Below are 24270 nucleotides of genomic sequence, written 5' to 3'. Positions count from 1 at the left end.
CCACCCCTCCCGCGCCGGCCCCTCCCGTGCGCCGGACACGGCCCCCCGGGAGCCGGGGCGGTGGCACCGGGCCCCGTTTTCCGGACCCCATGCCCCCCATCACCCGAAGGTGCTAATCGGTTTCGTCCCGCCGCCGCACCGGAGCCAACTCGTTAGCCTGACGATCCACTTGGTCGACGAAAGCCGACGAGAGGCCGACGAGGCGGCGGGAGACGGTGGTGGGGATTCCGGTGGCGGCGCGCGCGCTCATCGCGGGAGCCGTGGTGGGCGCCGTCGCGTGCGCACTGCCGGCGCTCGCCCCCAGCGCCACCACCCCCTGGTCCTCCCTCGCACTCCTCGCCGCCCTGTACGCCGTGAGCGAGTGGCCCGCCCGCTGCCCCTTCCTCACCAGAGCGCTCGGCCCGGGCTCCGTCCCGGTGGGTGCCGGATCGTTCCTTCCCGTCCTGCTCGCCGCCGCCCTGCTGCTGCCTCCCGCCGCGGCCGCCCTCGTCGCCGTCCCCGGCGCGCTGGTCTCCCACGTCGAACAGCGCCCCGCCCCGCCGCGCCGGATCTGGCGTGCCGCGCAGCTCGGACTCGCCGCGTGGGCCGCCGCCCACACCGCCGCGCTCCTGCACGGCCCCGCCGCGGTGGCCGCGTCCGACTTCCCTGACGTCCTGCTCCCCGGCGGGGCCGCCGCGCTGGTCTTCTGCCTGGTGGTCACCGCCCTGGACGGCGGCATCCTCGCGGCGGCCGAACCCGTCCCGGCCCGCACCGCCTGGCGCGGCCTGCTGCCCCGGTCGCTCGCCCCGCACCTCGTCCACGGGCTCGCCGGGCTGATGATGGCGGTGCTGTGGCGCAGCCCGTACGGCTGGCCGGCGGCGCTCTTCGTACTGCTGCCGATGTACATCTCCTGCTGGATGTACGCCCAGTACCACCGGGAGCGCGCCGCGCACCAGGCCACCGTCCGGGCGCTGGTCCAGGCCGTCGACATCAAGGACGCCTACACCCGGGGGCACAGCGAGCGGGTCGGCCGGGCCTCGGTGCTCATCGCCCGCGAGCTCGGCATGGACGAGTCCCGGCTGGACGTCATCCGCTTCGCCGGCATCCTCCACGACGTCGGCAAGCTCGGCGTCCCGACGCGGGTCCTGCGCAAGGACGGGCCGCTGACCCGCGAGGAGCGGCGGGTGATCGAGCTGCACCCGGAGTACGGGCACGAGATCGTGCGCGGCATCGGCTTCCTCGGCGAGGCGCGCGCGGCGATCCTGCACCACCACGAGCGGATGGACGGCAGCGGCTACCCGTACGGGCTGAGCGGTGACCGGATCCCGGAGACGGCGCGCGTGGTCGCCGTCGCGGACGCGTTCGACGCCATGACGTCGACCCGCTCGTACCGCAGGGCGAGGCCGGTGCCGGTGGCCGTGGCGGAGCTGGAGCGGTGTGCGGGGCGGCAGTTCGACCCGCGGATGGTCCGGGCGCTGGTGCGCGCGCTCGACCGGTACGGCTGGCAGACGGCGGTCACGGCCGACGAACCGGCGCGGGCGGGCGACGCCCCGCGGGGCCGCCGCGACCTCCCGGCGGGGCGGCGCCCGGCCCCCGGCCAGGTGTGGGGCGGCGCCCGGTGAGCGCGGAGCACCGGCCGGCGCCCGGCCGCCCCTCCCGAACCCGCACCCGGATCCGGACGCGCGCCCGCACCCCTGCCGGGCAGCCGTTCCCGGCGTTCGCGGCATGGATGCTGCCGCACCTCACCGCCGGTGCCGCGGCGGTGGCCGGCCTCGGCTGGACCCTGTGGCACGGCGTCGCCGAGCCGGGCACCGCCCTGGCCTTCGGGGTCCTCGTCACAGTGGGCGAACTGGTCCGCCGGGACACCCGGACGGAGCCGGGGGTGCGGGAGCCCGCGCCCCTCGCGGCGGCCGGAGCGCTGGCGTACGCCCTGCTCGGGGAGTCCGCCGGGACGCCGACCACCCACGGCGTCGCCCAGACCGTCGCCGTCGTCGTCGCGGCCGCCCTCGTCGGAGCCGTACCGCAGGTGGCCCGGGGGCGGGGGCCCGCGTCCGCGCAGGTGACCCGCCGGGTGCTCACGGCCGGCTTCGCGGCCCTCTGCTTCCAGCCCCTGTACAACTCGGGCGCCCTGATCGGGGCCGTGGGGCGCGGGCCCGCCTACGCGCTGTTCCTGCTGCTGCTCCTGGTGCTGACCGCCCTGTGCGACGCGGTTCTGACCGCCCTGCTCGTGCGCGCCCGCACCGGCCACCCGTACGGCCCGCTCCTGCGCGACGAACTGCGCGCCCTGCTCGGCATCGGCTCCGCGGTGTGCGCCACCGGTGCCGTGATGGCCCTGGCGGTGGCCGTCGCTGGGCTGTGGGCGCTGCCCGTGGTCTGCGTACCGCTGCTGCTGACCCAGCTGTCCTTCCGCCGCTTCGCCGGCGTCCGCGACACCAACCGCCAGACCGTCTCGTCCCTGGCGCGTGCCACCGAGATCGCCGGGTACACGCCCCCCGGACACGCCCACCGGGTGGCGGCGCTCAGTCACGTGGTCGGACGCGAGCTGGGGTTGTCGGGACCCGACCTGACCGTTCTGGAGTACGCCGCACTGATGCATGACATCGGACAGCTGTCCCTGGTGGACCCGGTACCGGCCGGCGCCACCGCACGCCTGCCACCCGGCGAGCAGCGCCGTATCGCGCTGCTCGGCGGCGCCGTCGTCCGGCAGACCGGTGCCCCGGCGGCCGTCGCGGTCGTCGTGGAGCGGCAGGCCGACCCGTACCGGGAGCAGCCGCTGCCCGCGCGGATCGTCCGGGCCGTGAACGCGTACGACGAGTTCTCCAGGGAAGGCGCGGGTCACGCGGACGGGGCGCTGTACGCCCTGGAGCGGCTCCGGCAGGACACCGCGCGGGACTATCACCCGAACGTGGTGGAGGCGCTCGCCAGAGTCCTCGCCCGGGGCGGCGTCACAGGGGTGGCGCCTGGGTAACCCATGGGTAATGAGCGGGCGTGCGACCCGGCATGGTTGGATGCGAACAAGAGGGTGTCCGGGGGCAGAGACCTTCAGCGACCGGCAGACCGGCAGGCGGGAATCGTGAGGATCTTCGGGAAGGTACGGCATCGGCCCTCCGCCTCGTGGCGGCAGGCCACCGACCGCGCGTTCACGCTGATCGGGGACGGGCGGTACGAGGACGCGGGCGCGTTGCTGACGCGTGCGGCGGACCTGGAGCCCTGGCTCTCGGAGTCCTGGTTCAATCTGGCGCTCCTGCACAAGTTCCGGCACGACTGGGAGCAGGCGCGCACCGCGGGGCTGCGGGCCGTCGCGCTGCTCGACAAGGAGACCGGCGCCCCCGACTGGTGGAACGTCGGGATCGCCGCCACGGCGCTCCAGGACTGGCCGCTGGCCCGCCGGGCCTGGCAGGCGTACGGGCTGAAGGTGCCCGGGGCGGCCGCGGCCGGCGGGGAGCCGACCGGGATGGAGCTGGGCAGCGCCGCCGTACGGCTGTCGCCGGAGGGCGAGGCCGAGGTGGTGTGGGGCCGCAGGCTGGACCCGGCCCGGATCGAGGTGCTCTCCATCCCGCTGCCCTCCTCGGGGCGCCGCTGGGGCGAGGTCGTGCTGCACGACGGGGTGCCCAACGGCGAGCGGACGACGTCGGCCGGGCACAGCTTCCCGGTGTTCGACGAGATCGAGCTGTGGGCGCCGTCACCGGTGCCGACCTGGGTGGTGCTGCTGGAGGCGGCCACCGAGGCCGACCGGGACGCGCTGGAACGGCTGGCGGCCGACGCCGGGTTCGCCGCCGAGGACTGGTCGTCGTCGGTGCGGCTGCTGTGCCGGGCGTGCTCGGAGTCGCGGATGCCGAGCGCCGAGGGCGAGGGCGAGCACCTGGACCCGCACGACCACAGCGAGCCGGGGCACCCCGGGCCGCTGGGCCACCGCTCGCCGGGCGAGCTGTGGGTGCCGGAGCGGGAGTGCGGGATCGCCGCGCCCGCCGGTCTGGTGCGCGGTCTGCTGGACGGCTGGGTGGCGGACAGTCCCGACAGCCGGGAGTGGCGGGATCTCGAGGAAGTCTGCTGACTCCTGCCCGTAGGCTGTAGGGCACAGGGCGTGTGCTGGAAGGGCACCGCGCCGGCATCGGTACCCAGGGAAGGCGCAGAAGCGGACATGGCGCAGCAGGAGACGGCTCAGCAGGTCGACGACGAGGGGTTCGTCGTCGACACGGAGGACTGCGAGGAGCGCGAGCGCGCGTACCGCGAGCGCGGTACCTCCCGTCCGATCACGGTGGTCGGCAACCCGGTGCTGCACAAGGAGTGCAAGGACGTCACCGCGTTCGACGACGAGCTGGCGCGGCTCGTCGACGACATGTTCGCCAGCCAGCGGACGGCGGAGGGCGTGGGCCTGGCGGCCAATCAGATCGGCGTGGACCTGAAGGTCTTCGTCTACGACTGCCCCGACGACGAGGGCGTGCGGCACGTGGGCGTGGTCTGCAACCCGGTGCTGGAGGACCTGCCGGCGGACCGCCGCGTCCTGGACGACTCCAACGAGGGCTGCTTGTCCGTGCCGACGGCCTACGCCTCGCTGGCCCGCCCCGACTACGCGGTGGTGCGCGGCCAGGACGTCCAGGGCAACCCGATCAAGGTGCGCGGCACCGGGTACTTCGCCCGCTGCCTCCAGCACGAGACGGACCACCTGTACGGGTACCTGTACATCGACCGGCTGTCGAAGCGGGAGCGCAAGGACGCGCTGAAGCAGATGGCCGAGGGCACGCCGCGCTACCCGGTCGTGCCGAACGACTGAGCCACGAGCCGGTGAAGGCCCCGTTCCGGTGACCGGGACGGGGCTTTCGCGTTGCCGTCATTGGGCGGACGAATGACGTCTCCGGCCGCCCTGTTGACGCGCGTGGACGGCTCCGGCCAGGCTCGGACGACGCAGTCGCCCACCGGATGGAGGCCCGATGCCGGGACGGTTCGCACGACTCCTGCTCTCGCTTGTCATGCTCGCGTCTACAGCGGTGGCGGGGGTGGTCGCCACCGCCGGCACCGCCCACGCCGACGGCTGCTACACCTGGTCACGCACTCTCACCCAGGGCGCATCCGGCGCCGACGTCACCCAGCTCCAGATCCGGGTCGCCGGCTACCCCGGAACCGGCGGCGTCCTCGCCGTCGACGGCCAGTACGGCCCGGCGACCACCGCTGCGGTCAAGCGCTTCCAGACCGCGTACGGGCTGGGCGCGGACGGTGTCGCCGGCCCCGCCACCTTCAGCAAGCTCTACGCCCTCCAGGACGACGACTGCACGCCGGTCCACTTCTCCTACGCCGAGCTGAACGACTGCAACAGCACCTGGGCGGGCGGAGCCGTCAGCGCCGCGACCGCGAAGTCCCACGCGCTGCGCACCATGTGGAAGCTGGAGGCCCTGCGGCACGCCCTCGGTGACCAGCCGATCACCGTCACCAGCGGGTTCCGCTCGCACGCCTGCAACGACGCCGTCGGCGGGGCGTCCGGCAGCCGTCACCTGTACGGGGACGCCGCCGACCTGGGAGCCGGACCGCACTCCCTGTGCCGGCTCGCCCAGCAGGCCCGCAACCACGGCTTCAACGGCATCCTCGGCCCGGGCTACCCCGGGCACGGCGACCACACCCACCTCGACCACCGGGCGAGCCGCTTCTGGTCCGCCTCAAGCTGCGGCATCTGACCGCCGGGCCGCGCGGCGGGCGGCGGCGTGCACCGCCCAGCCGGCCGCCGCGCCGACCGCGTACCACAGCAGGTCCGGGGCGTGGAACGACGTCCCGAGGACCAGCGGCGCGATCCGGCTGTGCGCGGCCAGCGCGGCCGGAACGCCCGTCAGCTGGAACAGCTCCACCGCGCACGACAGCCCGAAGGCGGTGACGGCCGCCGCCACCGGCCGCAGCCGGGGCGCGGCCAGCACCACCAGGGCGGCGACCAGCACGGTGTACAGCACGTCACCGGCGTACCCGGGGACGCCCGTCGCCGCGGACCTGGCACCCAGGCCCGCGGCGACGGTCAGCACGGCCGCCCCGGCGGCGGCGAGCCGGGTGGCGCCGAGGCCCGTCAGAAGTCCTCGTCGAGGTCGACGGAACCTTCCACGGCCACCTGGTAGGCGGACGGGCGGCGCTCGAAGAAGTTCGTCAGCTCCTGGACGCCCTGGAGCTCCATGAACGAGAACGGGTTCTCCGAGCCGTACACCGGGGCGAAGCCCAGGCGCGTCAGGCGCTGGTCGGCCACGCACTCCAGGTACTGGCGCATCGACTCGGTGTTCATGCCCGGCAGGCCGTCACCGCACAGGTCGCGGCCGAACTGCAGCTCCGCCTCGACGGCCTCCTTCAGCATGTCGGTGACCTGCTGCCGCAGCTCGTCGTCGAAGAGCTCCGGCTCCTCCTTGCGGACGGTGTCGACGACCTCGAACGCGAAGTTCATGTGCATGGTCTCGTCGCGGAACACCCAGTTGGTGCCGGTCGCCAGACCGTGCAGCAGGCCGCGCGAGCGGAACCAGTACACGTAGGCGAACGCGCCGTAGAAGAACAGGCCCTCGATGCACGCGGCGAAGCAGATCAGGTTCAGCAGGAACCGGCGGCGGTCGGCCTTCGTCTCCAGCCGGTCGATCTTCTCCACCGAGTCCATCCAGCGGAAGCAGAACTGCGCCTTCTCGCGGATCGACGGGATGTTCTCCACGGCCGCGAAGGCCGCCGCGCGGTCCTCCGGGTCGGGCAGGTAGGTGTCGAGCAGCGTCAGGTAGAACTGGACGTGCACGGCCTCCTCGAACAGCTGCCGCGACAGGTACAGCCGCGCCTCGGGGGAGTTGATGTGCTTGTAGAGCGTCAGCACCAGGTTGTTCGCGACGATCGAGTCGCCGGTCGCGAAGAACGCCACCAGCCGGCCGATCAGGTGCTGCTCGCCGGGGGTGAGCTTGGCGAGGTCGGCGACGTCGGAGTGGAGGTCGACCTCCTCCACCGTCCAGGTGTTCTTGATGGCGTCCCGGTAGCGCTCGTAGAAGTCCGGGTAGCGCATCGGGCGCAGGGTCAGTTCGAAGCCCGGGTCGAGCAGGTTCTTCTCGTTGTTCGGAATGGTCATTACTGGCAGGCCTCGCAGGACTCGGGGTTTTCCAGGGAGCAGGCGACCGCGTCCTCCGGTGTCGCCTGCGCGGGTACGGGGACGCTCGCGCGGGCCGCGGCACGGGCGATCCTGGTCGCCGGGCGCGAGCGCAGGTAGTACGTCGTCTTCAGGCCCTGCTTCCAGGCGTACGCGTACATCGACGACAGCTTGCCGATGGTCGGCGTCTCCAGGAACAGGTTCAGCGACTGTGACTGGTCCAGGAACGGGGTGCGGGCGGCCGCCATGTCGATCAGGCCGCGCTGCGGGATCTCCCACGCCGTGCGGTACAGCTCGCGCACCTCGGCCGGGATCCAGGTGAAGCCCTGCACCGAGCCGCTGGCCTCGCGCAGCGCCTCGCGCGTCTGCGCGTCCCACACGCCGAGCCGCTTCAGCTCGTCCACCAGGTAGGAGTTGACCTGGAGGAACTCGCCCGACAGCGTCTCGCGCTTGAACAGGTTGGACACCTGGGGCTCGATGCACTCGTACACGCCCGCGATCGAGGCGATGGTCGCCGTCGGCGCGATGGCGAGGAGCAGCGAGTTGCGCATGCCGACGGTGGCGATCCGCTTCCGCAGCGCGTCCCACCGCTCCGGCCAGTTCAGCTCCACGTCGTAGTGGTCCGGGTGCAGCACCCCGCGGGCGGTACGGGTCTTCTCCCAGGCCGGCACCGGGCCGTTGCGCTCGGCGAGGTCGGCGGACGCCTCGTACGCGGCGAGCATGATCCGCTCGGCGATGCGCGTGGACAGGGCCCGCGCCTCGGGGGAGTCGAACGGCAGCTTCAGCTGGAAGAAGACGTCCTGGAGGCCCATCGCGCCCAGGCCGACCGGCCGCCACCGGGCGTTGGAGCGGCCCGCCTGCTCGGTCGGGTAGAAGTTGATGTCGACGACCCGGTCGAGGAACGTCACCGCCGTGCGGACGGTCTCGTCCAGCCGCTCCCAGTCGATCGAGTCACCGGACACGAAGGCGCCCAGGTTGACCGAGCCCAGGTTGCAGACGGCCGTCTCCCCGTCGTCCGTGACCTCCAGGATCTCGGTGCACAGGTTGGAGGAGTGGACCGTGTGGCCCGGCTCGGCGGTCTGGTTGGCCGTGCGGTTGGAGGCGTCCTTGAACGTCATCCAGCCGTTGCCGGTCTGCGCCAGGGTGCGCATCATCCGGCCGTACAGCTCGCGCGCCGGCATCGTCCTGCGGGCCAGCCCCCTGGCCTCGGCGGCGCGGTACGCGGCGTCGAACTCCTCGCCCCACAGGTCGACCAGCTCCGGCACGTCGGCCGGCGAGAACAGCGACCAGTCGGCGTCGGCGTTGACCCGGCGCATGAACTCGTCCGGGATCCAGTGCGCCAGGTTCAGGTTGTGCGTACGCCGGGCGTCCTCACCGGTGTTGTCCCGCAGCTCCAGGAACTCCTCGATGTCCGCGTGCCAGGTCTCCAGGTACACGGCCGCCGCGCCCTTGCGCCGCCCGCCCTGGTTCACGGCCGCGACGGAGGCGTCCAGCGTCTTCAGGAACGGCACGATGCCGTTGGAGTGCCCGTTGGTGCCGCGGATCAGCGAACCGCGCGCCCGGATGCGGGAGTAGGACAGGCCGATGCCGCCCGCGTGCTTGGAGAGCCGCGCGACCTGGTGGTAGCGGTCGTAGATCGAGTCCAGCTCGTCCAGCGGCGAGTCCAGCAGGTAGCACGAGGACATCTGCGGGTGGCGCGTACCGGAGTTGAACAGGGTGGGGGAGGAGGGCAGGTAGTCGAGCCGGCTCATCAGCCGGTACAGCGCCGTCACGTCGTCCAGCGCCCGTACCGAGTCGTCCTCGGCGAGGCCCGCCGCCACCCGCATCATGAAGTGCTGCGGCGTCTCGATCACCTTGCGCGTGATCGGGTGGCGCAGCAGGTAGCGCGAGTAGAGCGTCCGCAGCCCGAAGTAGCCGAACCGGTCGTCGCCCTCGGGGTCGACGGTCGCGTCCATCCGCTCCGCGTGCAGCTCGACGAACGCGGCCGTACGGTCGGCGATCAGGCCCTCGCGGTGCCCCACGGCGACCGACGCCGTGAACGACACGGCGCCCTGTCCCGCCGCCTCCTCGGCGATGGTCCGGGTCAGCAGCCGGGCCGCGAGCCGGGAGTAGGCGGGGTCCTCCGAGATCAGCCCGGCGGCCGCCTCGGTGGCCAGCTCACGCAACTCCGCCTCGTCCGAGCCGGCGTGCCGGCCCCGCAGCGCGGCGGCGGCGACCCGGCCCGGGTCGGTGTCGGGCAGGTCGGCGGTGAGGTCGGTCAGGGTCCGCAGCAGCGCGGTCCCGGGTCCGTCGCTTCCGTCGCTCTCGATCGCTGAAACCGGATCGGCTGGCGCGATGGTCACGTGGGGGCTCTCCCTCGCTCGGCTCGGGGCCACCGCGGACGCGGGCGGGGGAGCGGGCACGCCCGGGCACACGGGGGCGCAGGGCACCGCGTCCACCGGCCCACTCCGCGAGACCCGGACGTCTGGGCACCCGGACCGGACGGACCGGGTGCGCTGTCGGCAGGTCTTCGGACTCGTACGTACACAAAGGCACACCAACACACCGTTGCGGGACAGTTCCGGATTTCCACCGGATTCCCCTGCGGCGACAGCGAGGACGAGCATACATGTGGGGGGCGCCCGTTGAGGAACCCCCCACATGTTGTGTCGCCGGAGTGTTAGAGGGACAGCGCGTATGTGGCGAGAGTGACGCCCGGGACCGGCTGCCAGTCCCGTTCCGGGGTACGGGCGAAGCCCAGCCGGTCGTAGATCCGGTGCGCCGCCCGCATGGACTGCTGGGCCGACAGCACCAGCCGGCGGCACCCCCGCACGGCCCGCGCCCGCTCCACGCACGACCGTACGAGCGCCTCGCCCGCGCCCCGCCGCCGCGCGTCGTGGGCGACCGCCAGCATCCGCAGCTCCGCCTCGCCGTCCCGCGCGAGCTCGGCCCACGGCCCGCCGCCCGCCGGGACGAACGTCACCCCGCCGAGCACCCGTTCGTCCGCCCCGACGGCGACCAGCACCTCCGCCCCGGCGGCCCGCCGGGCCACGTCCCGCAGCTCGATCAGGTACTCGTCGCTCTCCCCGAAGGCCAGCAGGCCGTCGCCGAGGTACGCCCCGGCCGTGACCTCCGCGAGCGCCCGGTGTTCCGCCGGTCGTACCGCCCTGATGGTGATGTCCATGGGGCCAGAGTGCACAACGAACGGGCCGCCGCGCCTCCATGGCGGAGACGTGACGGCCCGTCGTACGCGGATGGGTCAGTGCACGGTCAGTGCCCGGCGCCCTCGGTGACCTTCGGGAGCTCCACCTTGACGCCCGGGTCGCCCGCGTCGGCCGTGTAGTCCTCGGGGGACGTCTCGTCGACGCCGTCCGGGGCGTTGACCGCCTTCAGGACGAAGGTGAGGACGACCACGACCACGGCGTTGAGGACGAACGCGGTGAGGCCGATGTAGCCGATCTCGCCGATGCCGGGGATCTCGGCGGACGAGCCGCCGAAGTGCTTCTGCGTGGGGCTCGCGACCCCGTACGCCGCCGCCGTGCCGTAGATCATGCCGACCGCCCAGCCGGCCAGCAGCGCCCAGCGGTGGAACCAGCGGGTGAACAGGCCGCCCACCAGGGCCGGCAGGGTCTGGAGGATCCAGATGCCGCCGAGCAGCTGGAAGTTGATGGCGACCGTCTTGTCCATGGTGAGGACGAACGCCAGCGCGCCCACCTTCACCAGCAGCGACACCAGCTTGGACACCTTGGTCTCCTGCTCCGGGGTGGCGTCCGGCTTCAGGAAGTCCTTGTAGATGTTGCGGGTGAACAGGTTCGCCGCGGCGATGGACATGATGGCCGCCGGGACCAGCGCGCCGATGCCGATGGCCGCGAAGGCCACGCCCGCGAACCAGTCGGGGAACATGTTCTCGAACAGCTGCGGGATGGCCAGCTGGCCGTTGTCCACCTTCACGCCCGCCGCGATCGCCATGAACCCGAGCAGCGCGAGCAGGCCCAGCATCAGCGAGTACAGCGGCAGGATCGTGGTGTTGCGGCGGATCACGTCACGGCTGCGCGAGGACAGCGTCGCCGTGATGGAGTGCGGGTACATGAACAGCGCCAGCGCCGAGCCGAGCGCCAGGGTCGCGTACCCCCACTGGCCCATCTCCGGCGGTACCAGCGAGCCGCGCGGCTTGTCGGTCGCCGGGTTGATCTGCGCGTACGCCTCGCCGGCCTTGCTGAAGATCTCGTCGAAGCCGCCGAGCTTGATGGGGATGTAGATGATCGCCACCGCGATGACGATGTAGATCAGCGTGTCCTTGACGAAGGCGATCATCGCGGGCGCCCGCAGCCCGGAGGAGTACGTGTAGGCCGCGAGGACACCGAAGGCGATCAGCAGCGGCAGGTCCTTGATGAACCAGTGCGTGTTCTCGCCGCCGCCCACGCCCATCACGTCCAGCACCGCCTGGATGCCGACCAGCTGGAGCGCGATGTACGGCATGGTGGCGAGCAGACCGGTGAGGGCCACCGCCAGCGACAGGCCCTTCGAGCCGAACCGCCCGCGCACGAAGTCCGAGGTGGTGACGTACCCGTGCTTGTGGGACACCGACCACAGGCGCGGCAGGAACGTGAAGATCAGGGGGTAGACGAGGATCGTGTACGGCACGGCGAAGAAGCCCGCCGCGCCCGCCGCGTAGATCGCCGCCGGGACGGCGACGAAGGTGTACGCCGTGTAGAGGTCGCCGCCCAGCAGGAACCAGGTGATCCAGGTGCCGAACGATCTGCCGCCCAGGCCCCATTCGTCCAGGCTGTGCTCGTTCTCGGCCTTGCGCCAGCGGGAGGCCAGGAAGCCCATCACCGTGACGGCCAGGAAGAAGAAGATGAAGACGGCGAGTGCGACGCCGTTCACGCCGTCCTTCACTTCGACGCACCTCCCTGCGCGGGCACGCCGGCCGAGGACTCGGTGCGCGCCTTGGCACGGGCGCGCTGGTCACGGTGCCACAGCTGGTACGCGATCATGGTCAGCACGGTCGATATGACGACCCACGCCATCTGGTACCAGTAGAAGAACGGGATCCCGATGAACGACGGGTCGGTCTTCGCGTACGAACCGACCCAGAGCATCGCCACGAACGGAGCGAGCAGGCAGAGCGCCACCACCACCCGCAGGGGGGTGACCACTGGTTGTTTCTCCTGTGTCATACGGCGACTCCGTCCCCTTGCTGATCACGTGGCGTAATGCGCACGCAATCTAGGGGACCGTCATGCCGCATGGAACCCCCGTCCGGATAACGGACGGGTCTCGTACGGGTATCGGCGTGCCCGGGGCCTTCGCCTAGCCGTTGGGGCGCTTCAGGCGGGCCACGAACTTGTACCGGTCGCCCCGGTAGACGGAGCGCACCCATTCCACCGGTTCGCCGTTTCCGTCCAGGGAGTGGCGGGAGAGCATCAGCATCGGCAGGCCGACGTCGGTGCCGAGCAGCCCCGCCTCGCGCGGCGTCGCCAGGGACGTCTCGATGGTCTCCTCCGCCTCGGCCAGGTGCACGTCGTACACCTCCGCGAGGGCCGTGTAGAGCGAGGTGTACTTCACCAGGGAACGCCGCAGCGCCGGGAAGCGCTTGGCCGACAGGTGCGTCGTCTCGATGGCCATCGGCTCGCCGCTCGCGAGGCGCAGCCTCTCGATGCGCAGGACCCGCCCGCCGGCCGAGATGTCGAGCAGCCCGGCGAGGGTGTCGTCGGCCGTGACGTACCCGATGTCCAGGAGCTGCGAGGTGGGCTCCAGGCCCTGCGCGCGCATGTCCTCGGTGTAGGAGGTGAGCTGGAGGGCCTGGGAGACCTTCGGCTTGGCGACGAACGTGCCCTTGCCCTGGATCCGCTCCAGGCGGCCCTCGACGACCAGTTCCTGGAGCGCCTGCCGCACGGTGGTGCGGGAGGTGTCGAACTCGGCGGCCAGGGTGCGCTCCGGCGGGACGGGGGTGCCCGGCGGCATCGTCTCCGTCATGTCCAGCAGGTGCCGCTTGAGCCGGTAGTACTTGGGCACGCGCGCGGTGCGGGTGGCTGCCCCGCCCTCGGTCTCGGTGCCGCCCCCATCCGTGGCCATGGCCCGCCTTCCCGACTCCTGTGCTGTTGCCGTCACCGGCTCCTCCGTCTGTTGCGGCTCACATGGTGGCACGGACCGGTCACGGGTCGTCGCCCTGCCTCAGGTGTCGGTCCGGTAACGGACCCGACTGCCCTTCTTATACACCCTTGACACCCCTAAAGGTCTAGGCCAAGCTCCGGGTTACTGGTCTAAACCACTAAAGGCCAGGTCCCAGTCCCACGGGCAGCACGGGCAGTACACCGGTATGGCTTCGCGGTGGGGGCAGGGTTTGCAGGCATCCCTGAGGAGGGTGGCGTGAAGCGCAAGCTCATCGCGGCGATAGGCGTCGCGGGCATGATGGTCGGTACCGCCGCGTGTGGCTCGGACGACGGCAAGGGGGGCGGCTCCGACGCGGGCGGCAACAAGACCCTCACCGTCTGGGTGATGGACGGCTCGGCTCCCGACGCCTGGATCAAGAACGTCAACAAGGAGTTCGAGGCCAAGCACAAGGGCGTCAAGGTCAAGGTCGAGATCCAGCAGTGGAACGGCATCCAGGAGAAGGTCACCACGGCCCTCTCCGAGGACGCCCCGCCGGACGTCATCGAACTCGGCAACACCCAGACCGCCGGCTACGCCGCCACGGGCGGCCTCGCCGACCTCACCGAGGACAAGGCCAAGCTCGGCGCCGACGGCTGGAACAAGGGCATGCTCGCCTCCAACGAGCTGGACGGAAAGCTCTACTCCGCCCCCTGGTACGCCGCCAACCGCGTCGTCGTCTACGACAAGGCCGCCTTCAAGAAGGCCGGAGTGACCCCGCCGAAGACCCGCGCCGAGTGGATCGCCGGCCTGAAGAAACTCAAGGCGTCCGACGCCAAGACGCAGCCCATCTACCTGCCCGGCCAGAGCTGGTACGTCTACGCCGGCTTCGTCTGGGACGAGGGCGGCGACCTCGCGGTCAAGGACGGCGACAAGTGGAAGGGCAGCCTGTCCTCGCCCGAGGCCGTGGCCGCCATGAACTTCTACAAGGAGCTCCAGTCGTACTCGACCGCTCCGAAGGACAAGGACGAGGCGACCCCGCAGCAGTCCACCGACATCGTCCCCAAGGGCGGCGTCGCGTCCTGGATCGGCCTCGGCTGGGAGGCCGGCGGGGCGATCGACGCGATGAAGAAGGCCGGCAAGACCGCCGACTTCGGCTACTTCCCGATCCCCGGCAAGAGCGCCGACAAGCCCGGCTCCGTCTTCTTCGGCGGCTCGAACCTCGCGGTGTCCGAGCGCTCGCAGAACCAGGACCTGGCCAAGGAGTGGCTGGCGCTGGCCGCCGGCAAGACGCACATGGCCAAGTACGCCGAGGCCACCCAGGGCGCGCTGCTCCCGAACAACGACGCGGCGCAGTTCAAGCCCGCCGCCGGCTCGTTCGCCGAGGCGATGGCCAAGGCCGCGTCCGTCGGCAAGATCACCCCGGTCACCCCGGGCTGGGCGAACGTGGAGACCGCGCCCAACCCGATCAAGGACTACATGACCAAGGTGCTCAAGGGCGAGGACGCCAAGAAGGCCGGCGAGGCGGCCGACAAGGTGATCACCGAGCGCGTCAACCAGCAGTAGCCGCCCCCGCCGCGGGCCGCCCCAGGGGTGCGGCCCGCGGCACTCGTCACAGCCGCCCGGTGGGGCGACCGGTGACCCCACGCCGGTCGCCCCACTGGGCCCACCACCCGGTCAGCACAGAACCGCGAGGAAGAAGACCATGACCGTGGACTCCCAGGGAGCGGTGAGCACCGCTTCCACGGACGCGCCCGGGAGCGCGGCGGGGACGTCGAAGACCCCGCCGCCCCCGGCCGGCCCGAAGAACGTCCCGAAGCCTCCTCGCGGCAGACGCTCCCTGCCCGGCGGGGTGCTGCCCTACCTGCTGATCGCCCCCGCCGTCCTCTCCATGGCGGTGCTGCTGCTCTACCCGCTGATCCGCAACGTGGTCCTCTCCTTCCAGCAGGTCGGCCGGCGGGAACTGATCACCCGCAAGCCCGAGTGGACCGGCGTCGAGAACTACACCGAGCTGCTGGGCGACTCCCAGTTCTGGACCGTCGTGGTCCGCAGCGTCGTCTTCACGGCCGCCAACGTCGTCCTGATCATGGCCCTCGGCACCCTCATCGGCCTGCTGCTCAACCGACTGGGCAAGAAGATGCGCCTGGTCCTGTCGCTGTCGCTGATCCTCGCCTGGGCCATGCCGATCGTCGCCTCCGTCACCGTCTTCCGGTGGCTGTTCGACGAGCAGTTCGGCGTTGTCAACTGGCTGCTGCGCACGCTCGGCCTCTCCGGCTACGAACAGCACAACTGGTTCGAGACCGGCTTCTCCACCCTCGTGATCGTCATGATCCTGCTGGTCTGGGGCTCCATCCCGTTCGTCGCCCTCAACATGTACGCCGCCCTCACCACCGTCGGCAGCGAGCTGTACGAGGCGGCCAAGATGGACGGCGCGAACGGCTGGCGCACCTTCTGGTCCGTGGTCTTCCCCAACCTCAAGCCGTTCTTCCTGATCACCACGTTCCTGGAGATCATCTGGATCTTCAAGGCGTTCGCCCAGGTCTACGCGATGAACCTGGGCGGCCCCGACCGGGGCTCCGAGACCCTGCCGGTGTTCGCCTACATCGAGGGCCAGGGCCAGTTCCACTACGGCGTCGCCGCCGCCATCTCCGTCCTGACCATCGTGATGCTGATCGCGGCCATGTCCTTCTACTTCCGCCTGATCCTGAAGCAGGAGGAGGAGCAGTGAGCACCACCACCGCCACCCCGGCCGCCCCCGCCACCGGCACCCCCCGGCCCCCGCAGCAGCTCCGCCGGAGGAAGCCCCTGCGGCCCGGGACCGTCGCCAAGAACCTCGCCGCGCTCGTCCTCGCCGTGGTGTTCGTCTTCCCGGTCTACTGGATGCTCAGCTCGTCGCTGAAGCCGCAGTCCGAGATCCTCAGCAAGGACCCGGTCTTCCTCTTCGTCCCGACGCTCGAGAACTACCCGACCGCCACCGGCGTCGACCTGTTCTGGACGTACGTGGCCAACAGCCTCACCGTCACGGTCGGCGCCGTGCTCCTCGCCCTGCTGGTCGCCCTGGCGGCGAGCTTCGCCATCGCCCGGATGCGGTTCCGCGGCCGCAAGGGCCTGGTGCTGGGCGTGATGATGGCGCAGATGGCCCCCTGGGAGGTCATGGTCATCGTGATGTACATGATCGCCCGGGACGGCGACATGCTGAACAGCATCCCGCTGCTCACCGCGATCTACTTCGTCATGGTGCTGCCCTTCACCATCTGGACCCTGCGCGGCTTCATCGCCGCCGTCCCGGTGGAACTGGAGGAGGCCGCCCAGATCGACGGCTGCACCCGCGGCCAGGCCTTCCGCAAGGTGATCTTCCCCCTGCTGGCACCCGGCCTGATGTCGACCTCGCTCTTCGGGTTCATCACCGCCTGGAACGAGTTCGCGATGGTCCTGATCCTCAACAAGGACAAGGCCGCGCAGACCCTCCCCCTGTGGCTGACCCAGTTCCAGACGGCGTTCGGCAGCGACTGGGGCGCCACCATGGCCGCCTCCACGCTCTTCGCCCTGCCCGTCCTCATCGTGTTCCTCTTCCTCCAGCGCCGGGCCGTCGGCGGTATGACCGCCGGCGCAGTGAAGGGATAACGGCACCCCATGACGACCCTCGTACGCGGCGCCTCCCCGACCCTGGTCAGGGACGCGCTCACCGTCCTCCAGCCCGGCTTCACCGGCACCACCCCGCCCGACTGGCTGCTGCGGCGCGTCGGTGAAGGCCTCGCCTCCGTCGGCCTGTTCGGCCGCAACATCACCTCCCCGGACCAACTCGCCGCGCTCACCGCCCGGCTGCGCGCCGAGCGGGACGACGTCCTGGTCGCCATCGACGAGGAGGGCGGCGACGTCACCCGCCTGGAGGTGCGCACCGGCTCCTCCTTCCCCGGCAACCTCGCGCTCGGCACCGTCGACGACACCGCCCTGACCCGGGCCGTGGCCGCGGAGCTGGGCCGCCGGCTCGCCGCCTGCGGGGTCGACTTCAACTGGGCGCCGTCCGCGGACGTCAACTCCGACCCGGACAACCCGGTCATCGGCGTACGGTCCTTCGGGGCCGACCCGGAGCTCGTCGCGCGGCACACCGTGGCGTACGTCGAGGGACTCCAGGGCGCCGGAGTCGCCGCGTGCACCAAGCACTTCCCCGGCCACGGCGACACCAGCGTCGACTCGCACCTCGCGATGCCGAGCATCGATGTGGAACTCGCCACACTCCACGCCCGTGAGCTGGTACCTTTCCGCGCCGCCGTCGCAGCGGGTTCCAAATCGGTGATGAGCGCGCATATCCTGCTTCCCGCACTCGATCCGGACCGCCCGGCGACCCTGAGCCCGCAGATCCTCACCGGTCTGCTGCGCCAGGAGCTGGGCTACGAGGGCCTGATCGTCACCGACGGCATGGAGATGCAGGCCATCGCCTCGACGTACGGCATCGAGCGCGGCTCCGTCCTCGCACTCGCGGCGGGCGCCGACGCCATCTGCGTCGGCGGCGGCCTGGCGGACGAGGAGACCGTCCTGCGCCTGCGCGACGCCCTCGTCGACGCGGTACGGACCGGTGAACTGCCGGAGGAGCGGCTGGCCGACGCGGCGGCGCGGGTGCGCGCGCTCGCGTCCTGGACCCAGGCGCACCGGGCCAGGGGGGCCACGACGGAGCCGGGCGCGGCTTCAGAGGAGGGGACCGCGCCCGGCACCGACATCGGCCTGGTGGCCGCCCGCCGGGCGCTGCGGGTCACCGGCCCGCGCGAGCCGCTCACCGCGCCGGCCCACGTCGCCGCCTTCACCCCGGTCGCCAACATCGCGGTCGGTGACGAGACCCCGTGGGGCGTCGGCCCCGAGCTGGCCCGCCTCCTGCCCGGCACGACGACCGGCGCCTACGCCTCCGACGCCGCCGTCGAGAGGGTGCTGCGGGACGCGGGGGAGCGGCGGATCGTCGCGGTCGTCCGGGACGCCCACCGCCACGCCTGGATGGCCGGAGCCCTGGACGCGCTGCTGGCGGCCCGCCCGGACACGGTGGTCGTCGAGATGGGCGTGAACCAGGCGCCCGCCCGCGGCGCTCTGCACGTCGCGACGCAGGGGGCGGCGCGGGTGTGCGGGATCGCGGCGGCGGAGGCCATCACCGGCGCGGTCTGAACGGACGTACACACGGGGGCCCGGTTCCGACAGGCGGAACCGGGCCCCCGCGGCGTGCCGTACCGGCTCCTACAGGCCCTGCCAGGTGGGCTTGTTGGCGTAGGTGTGGCGGAAGTAGTCCGCGAGCTTCAGCCGGGAGGCGGCCGCCTCGTCGACGACCACCGTGGCGTGCGGGTGCAGCTGGAGCGCGGACGCCGGGACGAGGGCGGCCACCGGCCCCTCGACGGTCTGCGCCACCGCCTCCGCCTTGCCCTCGCCGGTGGCGAGGAGGACGAGGTGGCGGGCGTCCAGGATGGTGCCGATGCCCTGGGTGATCACGTGGTGGGGCACCTGCTCGATGTCGCCGTCGAAGAACCGCGCGTTGTCGACGCGGGTCTGCTCGGTCAGCGTCTTGATGCGGGTGCGGGAGGCGAGCGAGGAGCACGGCTCGTTGAAGCCGATGTGGCCGTCGGTGCCGATGCCGAGTATCTGGAGGTCCACGCCGCCCGCCTCGGCCAGCGCCCTGTCGTACGCCTCGCACGCCGCCTGGACGTCCTCGGCGGAGCCGTCGGGGCCCATGAAGGCGTCGGGGCCCAGGCCCAGCGGCTCGACGACCTGGCGCAGCACGGTGGAGCGGTACGACTCGGGGTGACCGGCCGGCAGCCCCACGTACTCGTCGAGCTGGGCGATCCGGGCGCGCGAGACGTCCACGGCGCCCGCCCGGACCTTGGCGGTCAGCGCGGTGTAGATGGGCAGCGGGGTGGAACCGGTGGCCACACCGAGCAGAGCGTCGGGCTTGCGGCGCAGGAGGCCGGCGATGCCCTCGGCGATGAGCTCGCCGCCCGCCTCGGCGTTCGGGACGATGACAACTTCCACGCTGGGCCTGCCGATCTCAGAGAACGTATGTGGTATAGACCAATCTACCAGAACGGGTCTGTGGGCAGGAGGCTTCCCGAGTACCCCGCGTGCGCGTGAATCGCACGTGAACGGGGCTCCGCGCCCGGACGGCGGGCGGGGGAGGGGGGAGGGGCGGGGGCCGGAGGAATCGCCCGGAAAAACCCGCGGGCCGCGGCGCCAGGACGGGACCCTCAGCCCGTCCGGCACCGCAGCCCGGAGTTGCCCGGCCGTCGGGTGTGCGGTCCCGCGGCCGTGGGGAGGACTCGGCGCAGTCAGGGCAGAGAGCGCCGGGTACCTCGATCCACCCTCCTGTGCGGGGAGGGCGGAAGCTTTACTTGTGCATTGTGGACTAGACCAATCTAGCCTGTCCATCGGCGTGCGATCGATAATCCATCGTCCATACTCCCTCACCCACCGGCAGAACACCAGGCTCGCGCTCGCGGGTACGCTCGCACACGTGCCCTCCATGAACGACCTCGTACGCCAGCACACCGCTCTGAGTGAGTCCGACCTCGAGTGGCTCCACCTGCTGGTCTCGGAGTGGCAGCTGCTCTCCGACCTGTCCTTCGCCGACCTCGTGCTGTGGGTCCCGACCCTCGACGGCACCCGGTACGTCTCCGTCGCCCAGATGCGGCCCAACACCGGGCCCACCTCCTACCAGGACGACATGGTCGGCCACCTCGTCCCGCGCGGCCGCCGCCCGCTGCTCGACGCCGCGCTCGACGAGGGCCGGATCGTGCGCGAGGGCGACCCCGAGTGGCGCGAGGAGGTCCCGGTCCGGGTCGAGTCCATCCCCGTACGCCGGGAGGGCCGCGTACTGGGAGTGATCGCCCGCAACACCAACCTGCTCACGGTCCGCACCCCCAGCCGGCTGGAGCTGACCTACCTCCAGTCCGCCTCCGACCTCGCCCAGATGATCGCCGCCGGCACCTTCCCCTTCCCCGGGCAGCAGGTCGACATGGACGCCTCGCCGCGCGCCGGCGACGGACTGATCCGGCTCGACGCGGACGGCGTCGTCCAGTACGCCTCGCCCAACGCGCTGTCCGCCTACCACCGCCTCGGCCTCGCCGCCGACCTGGTCGGCCAGCCTCTCGGCCAGATCACCGCCGAACTCGCCCCCTCCCGCGGCCCGGTGGACGAGGCTCTGGTCAAACTTGCCAGTGGGTACGCCCCGCGGGAGGCGGAGGTCGAGGGCAACGGCGGCGTCATCCAGCTGCGCGCCATCCCGCTCAAGCCCAAGGGGACCAGGATCGGTTCCCTGGTCCTGCTGCGGGACGTCACCGAACTGCGGCGCCGCGAACGCGAGTTGATCACCAAGGACGCCACCATCCGGGAGATCCACCACCGGGTGAAGAACAACCTCCAGACCGTCGCCGCCCTGCTGCGGCTCCAGGCCCGCCGGATGGACTCCGACCGGGGCCGCGAGGCGCTCAACGAGGCGGTGCGGCGCGTCGGGTCGATCGCCATCGTGCACGAGACGCTCTCGCAGAACCTGGACGAGCGCGTCGAGTTCGACGAGATCGCCGACCGGGTGATCTCCATGGTCGCCGAGATCTCGCCCGGCAAGGTCACCTGCCGCCGCAACGGCCGCTTCGGCATCCTCGACGCGGAGGTCGCCACCCCGCTGTCCATGGTGCTCACCGAGATCCTCCAGAACGCCCTGGAGCACGCCTTCGCACCGGCCGAGCAGGGCACGGTCGAGGTCTCCGCGGTGCGCGGCGACGCCCGGGCCCGCGAGGCCCGGCTCCTGATCACCGTTCAGGACGACGGCCGGGGCCTTCCCGAGGGGTTCGACCCCCAGCGCGCCGGCAACCTGGGCCTCCAGATCGTACGGACCCTGGTGGAGGGGGAGTTGGGCGGCACGTTCGACATGCAGCCCGCGCCCGAGCGCGGCACCCGGGTGGTCCTGGACATCCCCGTACAGCCGCAGAAGTAGCGCGCGGGCCGGCGGCCGGGCGCCGCCACGGGAACAGCAGCGAGCCCCGGACCGTGGGAGACGGTCCGGGGCTCGAACGCTTTGGGTTACTACTGCTGCGCGCTGCGGCTCGGGAGGCGGGTCAGTGCGTACACGCTGTACGCGCCGCCTGGCTCAGGCTCGTAGCGGTGGCGTCGCTCAGGCGCTGGCGTTGCGCGCCCGGTTGCGGGCGGCGCGGCGCTTCATCGCGCGGCGCTCGTCCTCGCTGAGGCCACCCCAGACGCCGGAGTCCTGGCCGGACTCGAGCGCCCACTGCAGGCACTGCTCCATGACGGGGCAGCGTCGGCAGACAGCCTTGGCTTCCTCGATCTGCAGCAGCGCAGGACCGGTGTTGCCGATGGGGAAGAACAGCTCGGGGTCTTCCTCACGACAAACGGCGTTGTGACGCCAGTCCATGGCTGCTACCTCTCCTTGGTGTTGCATGCAAGTTGCTTGTGAATGTGAACGCTTTCACGAATCCCTCAACAAGTGAAGGGCCGAACGCCAGATGAACTGGTGTGGTCCTGGATTTGAGGAGGGGTTCTGGCTCTCAGTGGAGGCCGGTGTTGCGGGCCGTCCCGATCGCCATGTAGAGATTCGCAAACCTCGGCTGCGGATACAACCCCTTCTGGAAAGTTTTTTTTGATTCCTCGGTGTCGGCTAGGTCACAGCCGTACTTCTATGGGGTGGACCCTGGCCCATACGTTCGAGATAAAGGACCGAAGGCCCTTCCACTCACACAATCACACGCAGTGCACGACGAACGCCTGTGAACGTCACGCTGCTACGGAGACCCAGGTGGTCGCCGTCCATCTGGAAGGGCAGCGGCACCTTCGAATGCAAGGTGAAGTCGGTCAGGTCGTGCAGTGAGAGGGCGTGCTTCCCGTGCGGGCCGCGCTCCGGGCTGGACGTCAGCAGCTGGGTCGCGTAACGGGCCACCGACGCGGTCGACAGCCGGCTGAGCGAGAGCACGTCGAGCGCCGTGTCGAAGGACGCCTCGGGCGACGCGTACACCGGACGATTGCCCAGGTAGGTCCACGGCGCGGTGTTGCAGACTATCGACAGCGAAAGATCGTGCACGGGGTCGTGGCCCGGCCGCTCCAGGGTGATCACCCCGTGTCTGCGGCGCGGCTCGTCCAGGAACTGGCGCACGGCCTGCCGGATGTACAGGGCGTGCGTCGACCGCTTGCCGCGCTCCCGCTGCTGTTCGACCCGGCCGATCACCCCCGCGTCGAACCCGAAACCGGCACAGAACGTGAACCACCGGGCCGGAACCGACTCGTCCTCCGTACCCGGAGTGCCGGCCGCGAGACCCAGACCCACCGTGCGGTCCCGTCTCTCCCGCAGCGCGTCCAGCAGCGCGCCCGTCGCCTCGACCGCGTCGTTCGGCAGGCCCAGCGCACGGGCGAACACATTGGTGGAGCCGCCGGGCACCACCGCGAGGTGCGGCAGCCGGTCCGGATCGGGGCCGTGGTGCAGCAGACCGTTGACGACCTCGTTGACGGTGCCGTCTCCACCGAGAGCCACGACCAGCTCGATGTCCCGCGACTCGGCGGCCCGGCGGGCCAGCTCCCGGGCGTGACCCCGGTGGGCGGTGGTCACGGCCTCCAGCTTCATCTCGCTGGCCAGCGCGTGGATCAGTACGTCACGGGTGCGGGCACTGGTGGTGGTGGCTGCCGGATTGACCACGAGGAGTGCGCGCATGCCCGCCAGGTTACCTACCGAGCGGTACCCCGGCCCAGCCCCGGCCCGGTCCGTGGACACGCCCGGCGGCTACCCTGCCAGGGTGAGCAGTACGCAGCAGACCCCCGCCGACACCACGCCTCCCGCCCCGCGCCCCGCCAGGGTCACCGCCGCCGCGGCGGTGGCGGGCCTGGAGGCGCTCGCCCTCATCGCCGGAGGCGTCTACCTGCTCGTGACGAGTCTCACGGGCCGGCCCGACGACCTGACCCAGGCCCTGACCGGCGGCGCCACGCTCATCGCGCTCGGGGTGATCCCGCTGCTCGCCGCCCGGGGCCTGCTCCGGTGCCGCAGCTGGAGCCGCGGCCCGGCGATCATCACGCAGCTGATGGCCCTCCCGGTCGCCTGGACGCTGCTCCAGGCGTCGAGCGCGGCCATCCCCGCCGGCATCGCCCTGGCGGCCGCCGCCGTCACGGGCCTGGTGCTGCTGCTGCACCCGGCGACCACCCAGGCCCTGGGCATCCGCGGCCGGGCCCAGTAACCCCGCCCGGAACGGGTCACTCCGGCGAGGTCACTCCGGAGAGGTCACTCCTCCACGAGGAGCTTCTCGCGCAGCTGCGCGAGCGTACGGGCCAGCAGCCGGGAGACGTGCATCTGCGAGATGCCGACCTCCTGGGCGATCTGCGACTGGGTCATGTTGCCGAAGAACCGCAGCAGCAGGATGCGCTTCTCGCGCGGCGGCAGGTCCTCCAGCAGCGGCTTGAGGGACTCCCGGTACTCGACGCCCTCCAGCGCCTCGTCCTCCGCGCCCAGGGTGTCGGCCACCGCCGGGGACTCGTCGTCCGTGTCCGGCACGTCCAGCGAGAGCGTCGAGTACGCGTTCGCGGACTCCAGGCCCTCCAGGACCTCCTCCTCCGAGATGCCCAGGCGCTCGGCCAGCTCGTGCACGGTCGGGGAGCGGCCGTGCAGCTGCGACAGCTCGGCGGTCGCCGTCGTCAGCGACAGGCGCAGCTCCTGGAGCCGGCGGGGCACCCGCACCGCCCAGCCCTTGTCGCGGAAGTGCCGCTTGATCTCGCCGACGACCGTCGGGGTCGCGTACGTCGAGAACTCCACGCCCCGGTCGGGGTCGAAGCGGTCCACGGACTTGATCAGGCCGATGGTGGCGACCTGCGTCAGGTCGTCCAGCGGCTCGCCGCGGTTGCGGAAGCGGCGCGCCAGGTGCTCCACCAGCGGCAGGTGCATCCGCACGAGCCGGTTGCGCAGCTCGGCCCGCTCGGGCGAGCCGTCCGGCAGCGTGCGCAGCTCGATGAAGAGAGCCCTCGCGCCACTGCGGTCGTTCGGATCGTGGTGGTTGTGCTGCTGCTGGTTCATCCGGTCCGCCCGCTCATCCAAAAGACCGTCCACCGGGTGCGGCCGCGCCTGCTGTTCCGGGATCGAGCTCAGTGCCCGCGGGCCGCGCTCCTCGTCTCGCACC

The 24270-nt window shown here is 71.6% G+C and carries 22 protein-coding genes and 1 riboswitch; of the genes, 11 read left to right on the top strand and 11 right to left on the bottom strand.

What is annotated here, in order from left to right:
* The first annotated feature begins 215 nt into the window (after positions 1–215).
* The 5 genes from EIZ62_RS10600 (at position 216) to EIZ62_RS10580 (ending at position 5648) form a co-directional block, all read left to right on the top strand.
* Positions 216–1601 (top strand): HD-GYP domain-containing protein, encoded by a 1386-nt coding sequence (locus EIZ62_RS10600; RefSeq protein ID WP_156692452.1) that lies wholly within the window; start codon positions 216–218, stop codon positions 1599–1601.
* A gap of 107 nt (positions 1602–1708) precedes the next feature.
* Positions 1709–2947 (top strand): HD-GYP domain-containing protein, encoded by a 1239-nt coding sequence (locus EIZ62_RS10595; RefSeq protein WP_156696327.1) that lies wholly within the window; start codon positions 1709–1711, stop codon positions 2945–2947.
* A 105-nt stretch (positions 2948–3052) separates the two neighbouring features.
* Positions 3053–4033: a tetratricopeptide repeat protein gene (locus tag EIZ62_RS10590; protein ID WP_156692451.1), complete on the top strand. Its 981-nt coding sequence runs from the start codon at positions 3053–3055 to the stop codon at positions 4031–4033.
* Positions 4034–4120: 87 nt separating this feature from the next.
* Positions 4121–4753, top strand: coding sequence for a peptide deformylase (gene def, locus EIZ62_RS10585; RefSeq protein ID WP_156692450.1), 633 nt, complete (start codon positions 4121–4123; stop codon positions 4751–4753).
* A gap of 157 nt (positions 4754–4910) precedes the next feature.
* Positions 4911–5648 (top strand): D-Ala-D-Ala carboxypeptidase family metallohydrolase, encoded by a 738-nt coding sequence (locus tag EIZ62_RS10580; protein WP_156692449.1) that lies wholly within the window; start codon positions 4911–4913, stop codon positions 5646–5648.
* Here EIZ62_RS10580 and EIZ62_RS10575 read toward each other — a convergent pair.
* From EIZ62_RS10575 to EIZ62_RS10545, 7 genes are all read right to left on the bottom strand, one after another.
* Complete coding sequence (locus EIZ62_RS10575; protein ID WP_341873939.1) at positions 5631–5984, bottom strand: ribosomal maturation YjgA family protein; 354 nt, start codon at positions 5982–5984, stop codon at positions 5631–5633. The genes EIZ62_RS10580 and EIZ62_RS10575 overlap by 18 nt on opposite strands.
* A 41-nt stretch (positions 5985–6025) precedes the next feature.
* On the bottom strand, positions 6026–7045 hold the full coding sequence (locus tag EIZ62_RS10570; RefSeq protein ID WP_156692448.1) for a ribonucleotide-diphosphate reductase subunit beta: 1020 nt from the start codon (positions 7043–7045) through the stop codon (positions 6026–6028).
* The gene (locus tag EIZ62_RS10565) at positions 7045–9405 is read right to left on the bottom strand and encodes a ribonucleoside-diphosphate reductase subunit alpha (protein WP_156692447.1); all 2361 of its coding nucleotides are present in this window, start codon (positions 9403–9405) and stop codon (positions 7045–7047) included. The genes EIZ62_RS10570 and EIZ62_RS10565 overlap by 1 nt, the downstream gene beginning before the upstream one ends.
* A gap of 141 nt (positions 9406–9546) precedes the next feature.
* Positions 9547–9669, bottom strand: a riboswitch (cobalamin riboswitch).
* Between the two features lie 53 nt (positions 9670–9722).
* On the bottom strand, positions 9723–10226 hold the full coding sequence (locus EIZ62_RS10560; RefSeq protein WP_156692446.1) for a GNAT family N-acetyltransferase: 504 nt from the start codon (positions 10224–10226) through the stop codon (positions 9723–9725).
* A gap of 86 nt (positions 10227–10312) precedes the next feature.
* Positions 10313–11941 carry a monocarboxylate uptake permease MctP gene (gene mctP / locus EIZ62_RS10555; protein ID WP_208827871.1) on the bottom strand — a complete coding sequence of 543 codons (1629 nt, stop codon included), beginning with the start codon at positions 11939–11941 and terminating at the stop codon, positions 10313–10315.
* Entirely contained in the window at positions 11938–12222 is a 285-nt protein-coding gene (locus EIZ62_RS10550; protein WP_156692445.1) for a DUF3311 domain-containing protein, read from the bottom strand. Before EIZ62_RS10550 ends, mctP begins: the two co-directional genes overlap by 4 nt.
* A gap of 133 nt (positions 12223–12355) precedes the next feature.
* The gene (locus EIZ62_RS10545) at positions 12356–13120 is read right to left on the bottom strand and encodes a GntR family transcriptional regulator (RefSeq protein ID WP_156692444.1); all 765 of its coding nucleotides are present in this window, start codon (positions 13118–13120) and stop codon (positions 12356–12358) included.
* 294 nt (positions 13121–13414) lie between these two features.
* On the opposite strand from EIZ62_RS10545, the gene EIZ62_RS10540 reads away from it, so the two are divergent.
* From EIZ62_RS10540 to EIZ62_RS10525, 4 genes are all read left to right on the top strand, one after another.
* Positions 13415–14701, top strand: a complete 1287-nt coding sequence (locus tag EIZ62_RS10540) for an extracellular solute-binding protein (RefSeq protein ID WP_156692443.1) — start codon at positions 13415–13417, stop codon at positions 14699–14701.
* A gap of 139 nt (positions 14702–14840) precedes the next feature.
* Complete coding sequence (locus EIZ62_RS10535) at positions 14841–15863, top strand: carbohydrate ABC transporter permease (RefSeq protein WP_156692442.1); 1023 nt, start codon at positions 14841–14843, stop codon at positions 15861–15863.
* A 77-nt stretch (positions 15864–15940) separates the two neighbouring features.
* Positions 15941–16759 (top strand): carbohydrate ABC transporter permease, encoded by an 819-nt coding sequence (locus EIZ62_RS10530; RefSeq protein WP_156696324.1) that lies wholly within the window; start codon positions 15941–15943, stop codon positions 16757–16759.
* Between the two features lie 9 nt (positions 16760–16768).
* Positions 16769–18286, top strand: coding sequence for a glycoside hydrolase family 3 protein (locus EIZ62_RS10525; protein WP_156692441.1), 1518 nt, complete (start codon positions 16769–16771; stop codon positions 18284–18286).
* A 69-nt stretch (positions 18287–18355) separates the two neighbouring features.
* Here EIZ62_RS10525 and nagB read toward each other — a convergent pair whose 3' ends face one another.
* Positions 18356–19141, bottom strand: coding sequence for a glucosamine-6-phosphate deaminase (gene nagB, locus EIZ62_RS10520; RefSeq protein WP_156692440.1), 786 nt, complete (start codon positions 19139–19141; stop codon positions 18356–18358).
* Positions 19142–19628: 487 nt separating this feature from the next.
* On the opposite strand from nagB, the gene EIZ62_RS10515 reads away from it, so the two are divergent.
* A complete protein-coding gene (locus tag EIZ62_RS10515) occupies positions 19629–21098 on the top strand; it encodes a sensor histidine kinase (RefSeq protein WP_156696323.1) in 1470 nt (489 codons plus the stop codon).
* Between the two features lie 177 nt (positions 21099–21275).
* Here EIZ62_RS10515 and EIZ62_RS10510 read toward each other — a convergent pair whose 3' ends face one another.
* Positions 21276–21533, bottom strand: coding sequence for a WhiB family transcriptional regulator (locus tag EIZ62_RS10510; protein ID WP_003953983.1), 258 nt, complete (start codon positions 21531–21533; stop codon positions 21276–21278).
* A gap of 318 nt (positions 21534–21851) precedes the next feature.
* Complete coding sequence (locus EIZ62_RS10505) at positions 21852–22820, bottom strand: diacylglycerol/lipid kinase family protein (RefSeq protein ID WP_156692439.1); 969 nt, start codon at positions 22818–22820, stop codon at positions 21852–21854.
* Between the two features lie 82 nt (positions 22821–22902).
* On the opposite strand from EIZ62_RS10505, the gene EIZ62_RS10500 reads away from it, so the two are divergent.
* Positions 22903–23337, top strand: coding sequence for a hypothetical protein (locus tag EIZ62_RS10500; protein WP_156692438.1), 435 nt, complete (start codon positions 22903–22905; stop codon positions 23335–23337).
* Between the two features lie 44 nt (positions 23338–23381).
* Here the strand turns inward: EIZ62_RS10500 and EIZ62_RS10495 are convergent, their stop codons facing one another.
* Positions 23382–24269, bottom strand: a complete 888-nt coding sequence (locus EIZ62_RS10495; protein WP_156692437.1) for an RNA polymerase sigma factor SigF — start codon at positions 24267–24269, stop codon at positions 23382–23384.
* Between the last annotated feature and the right edge of the window lies 1 nt (position 24270).

The organism is Streptomyces ficellus (assembly GCF_009739905.1).
Taxonomy (GTDB): Bacteria; Actinomycetota; Actinomycetes; order Streptomycetales; family Streptomycetaceae; genus Streptomyces; species Streptomyces ficellus_A.
This window is presented reverse-complemented; position numbering and strand designations above follow the sequence as displayed.

Bases quoted from the DNA above. Each gene is read 5' to 3' on its own strand.
- EIZ62_RS10595 (WP_156696327.1), top strand. From the start codon at position 1,709: ATGCTGCCGCACCTCACCGCCGGTGCCGCGGCGGTGGCCGGCCTCGGC.
- def (WP_156692450.1), top strand. From the start codon at position 4,121: ATGGCGCAGCAGGAGACGGCTCAGCAGGTCGACGACGAGGGGTTCGTC.
- EIZ62_RS10580 (WP_156692449.1), top strand. From the start codon at position 4,911: ATGCCGGGACGGTTCGCACGACTCCTGCTCTCGCTTGTCATGCTCGCG.
- EIZ62_RS10570 (WP_156692448.1), bottom strand. From the start codon at position 7,045: ATGACCATTCCGAACAACGAGAAGAACCTGCTCGACCCGGGCTTCGAA.
- EIZ62_RS10560 (WP_156692446.1), bottom strand. From the start codon at position 10,226: ATGGACATCACCATCAGGGCGGTACGACCGGCGGAACACCGGGCGCTC.
- EIZ62_RS10550 (WP_156692445.1), bottom strand. From the start codon at position 12,222: ATGACACAGGAGAAACAACCAGTGGTCACCCCCCTGCGGGTGGTGGTG.
- EIZ62_RS10545 (WP_156692444.1), bottom strand. From the start codon at position 13,120: ATGGCCACGGATGGGGGCGGCACCGAGACCGAGGGCGGGGCAGCCACC.
- EIZ62_RS10535 (WP_156692442.1), top strand. From the start codon at position 14,841: ATGACCGTGGACTCCCAGGGAGCGGTGAGCACCGCTTCCACGGACGCG.
- EIZ62_RS10525 (WP_156692441.1), top strand. From the start codon at position 16,769: ATGACGACCCTCGTACGCGGCGCCTCCCCGACCCTGGTCAGGGACGCG.
- EIZ62_RS10515 (WP_156696323.1), top strand. From the start codon at position 19,629: ATGAACGACCTCGTACGCCAGCACACCGCTCTGAGTGAGTCCGACCTC.
- EIZ62_RS10510 (WP_003953983.1), bottom strand. From the start codon at position 21,533: ATGGACTGGCGTCACAACGCCGTTTGTCGTGAGGAAGACCCCGAGCTG.
- EIZ62_RS10505 (WP_156692439.1), bottom strand. From the start codon at position 22,820: ATGCGCGCACTCCTCGTGGTCAATCCGGCAGCCACCACCACCAGTGCC.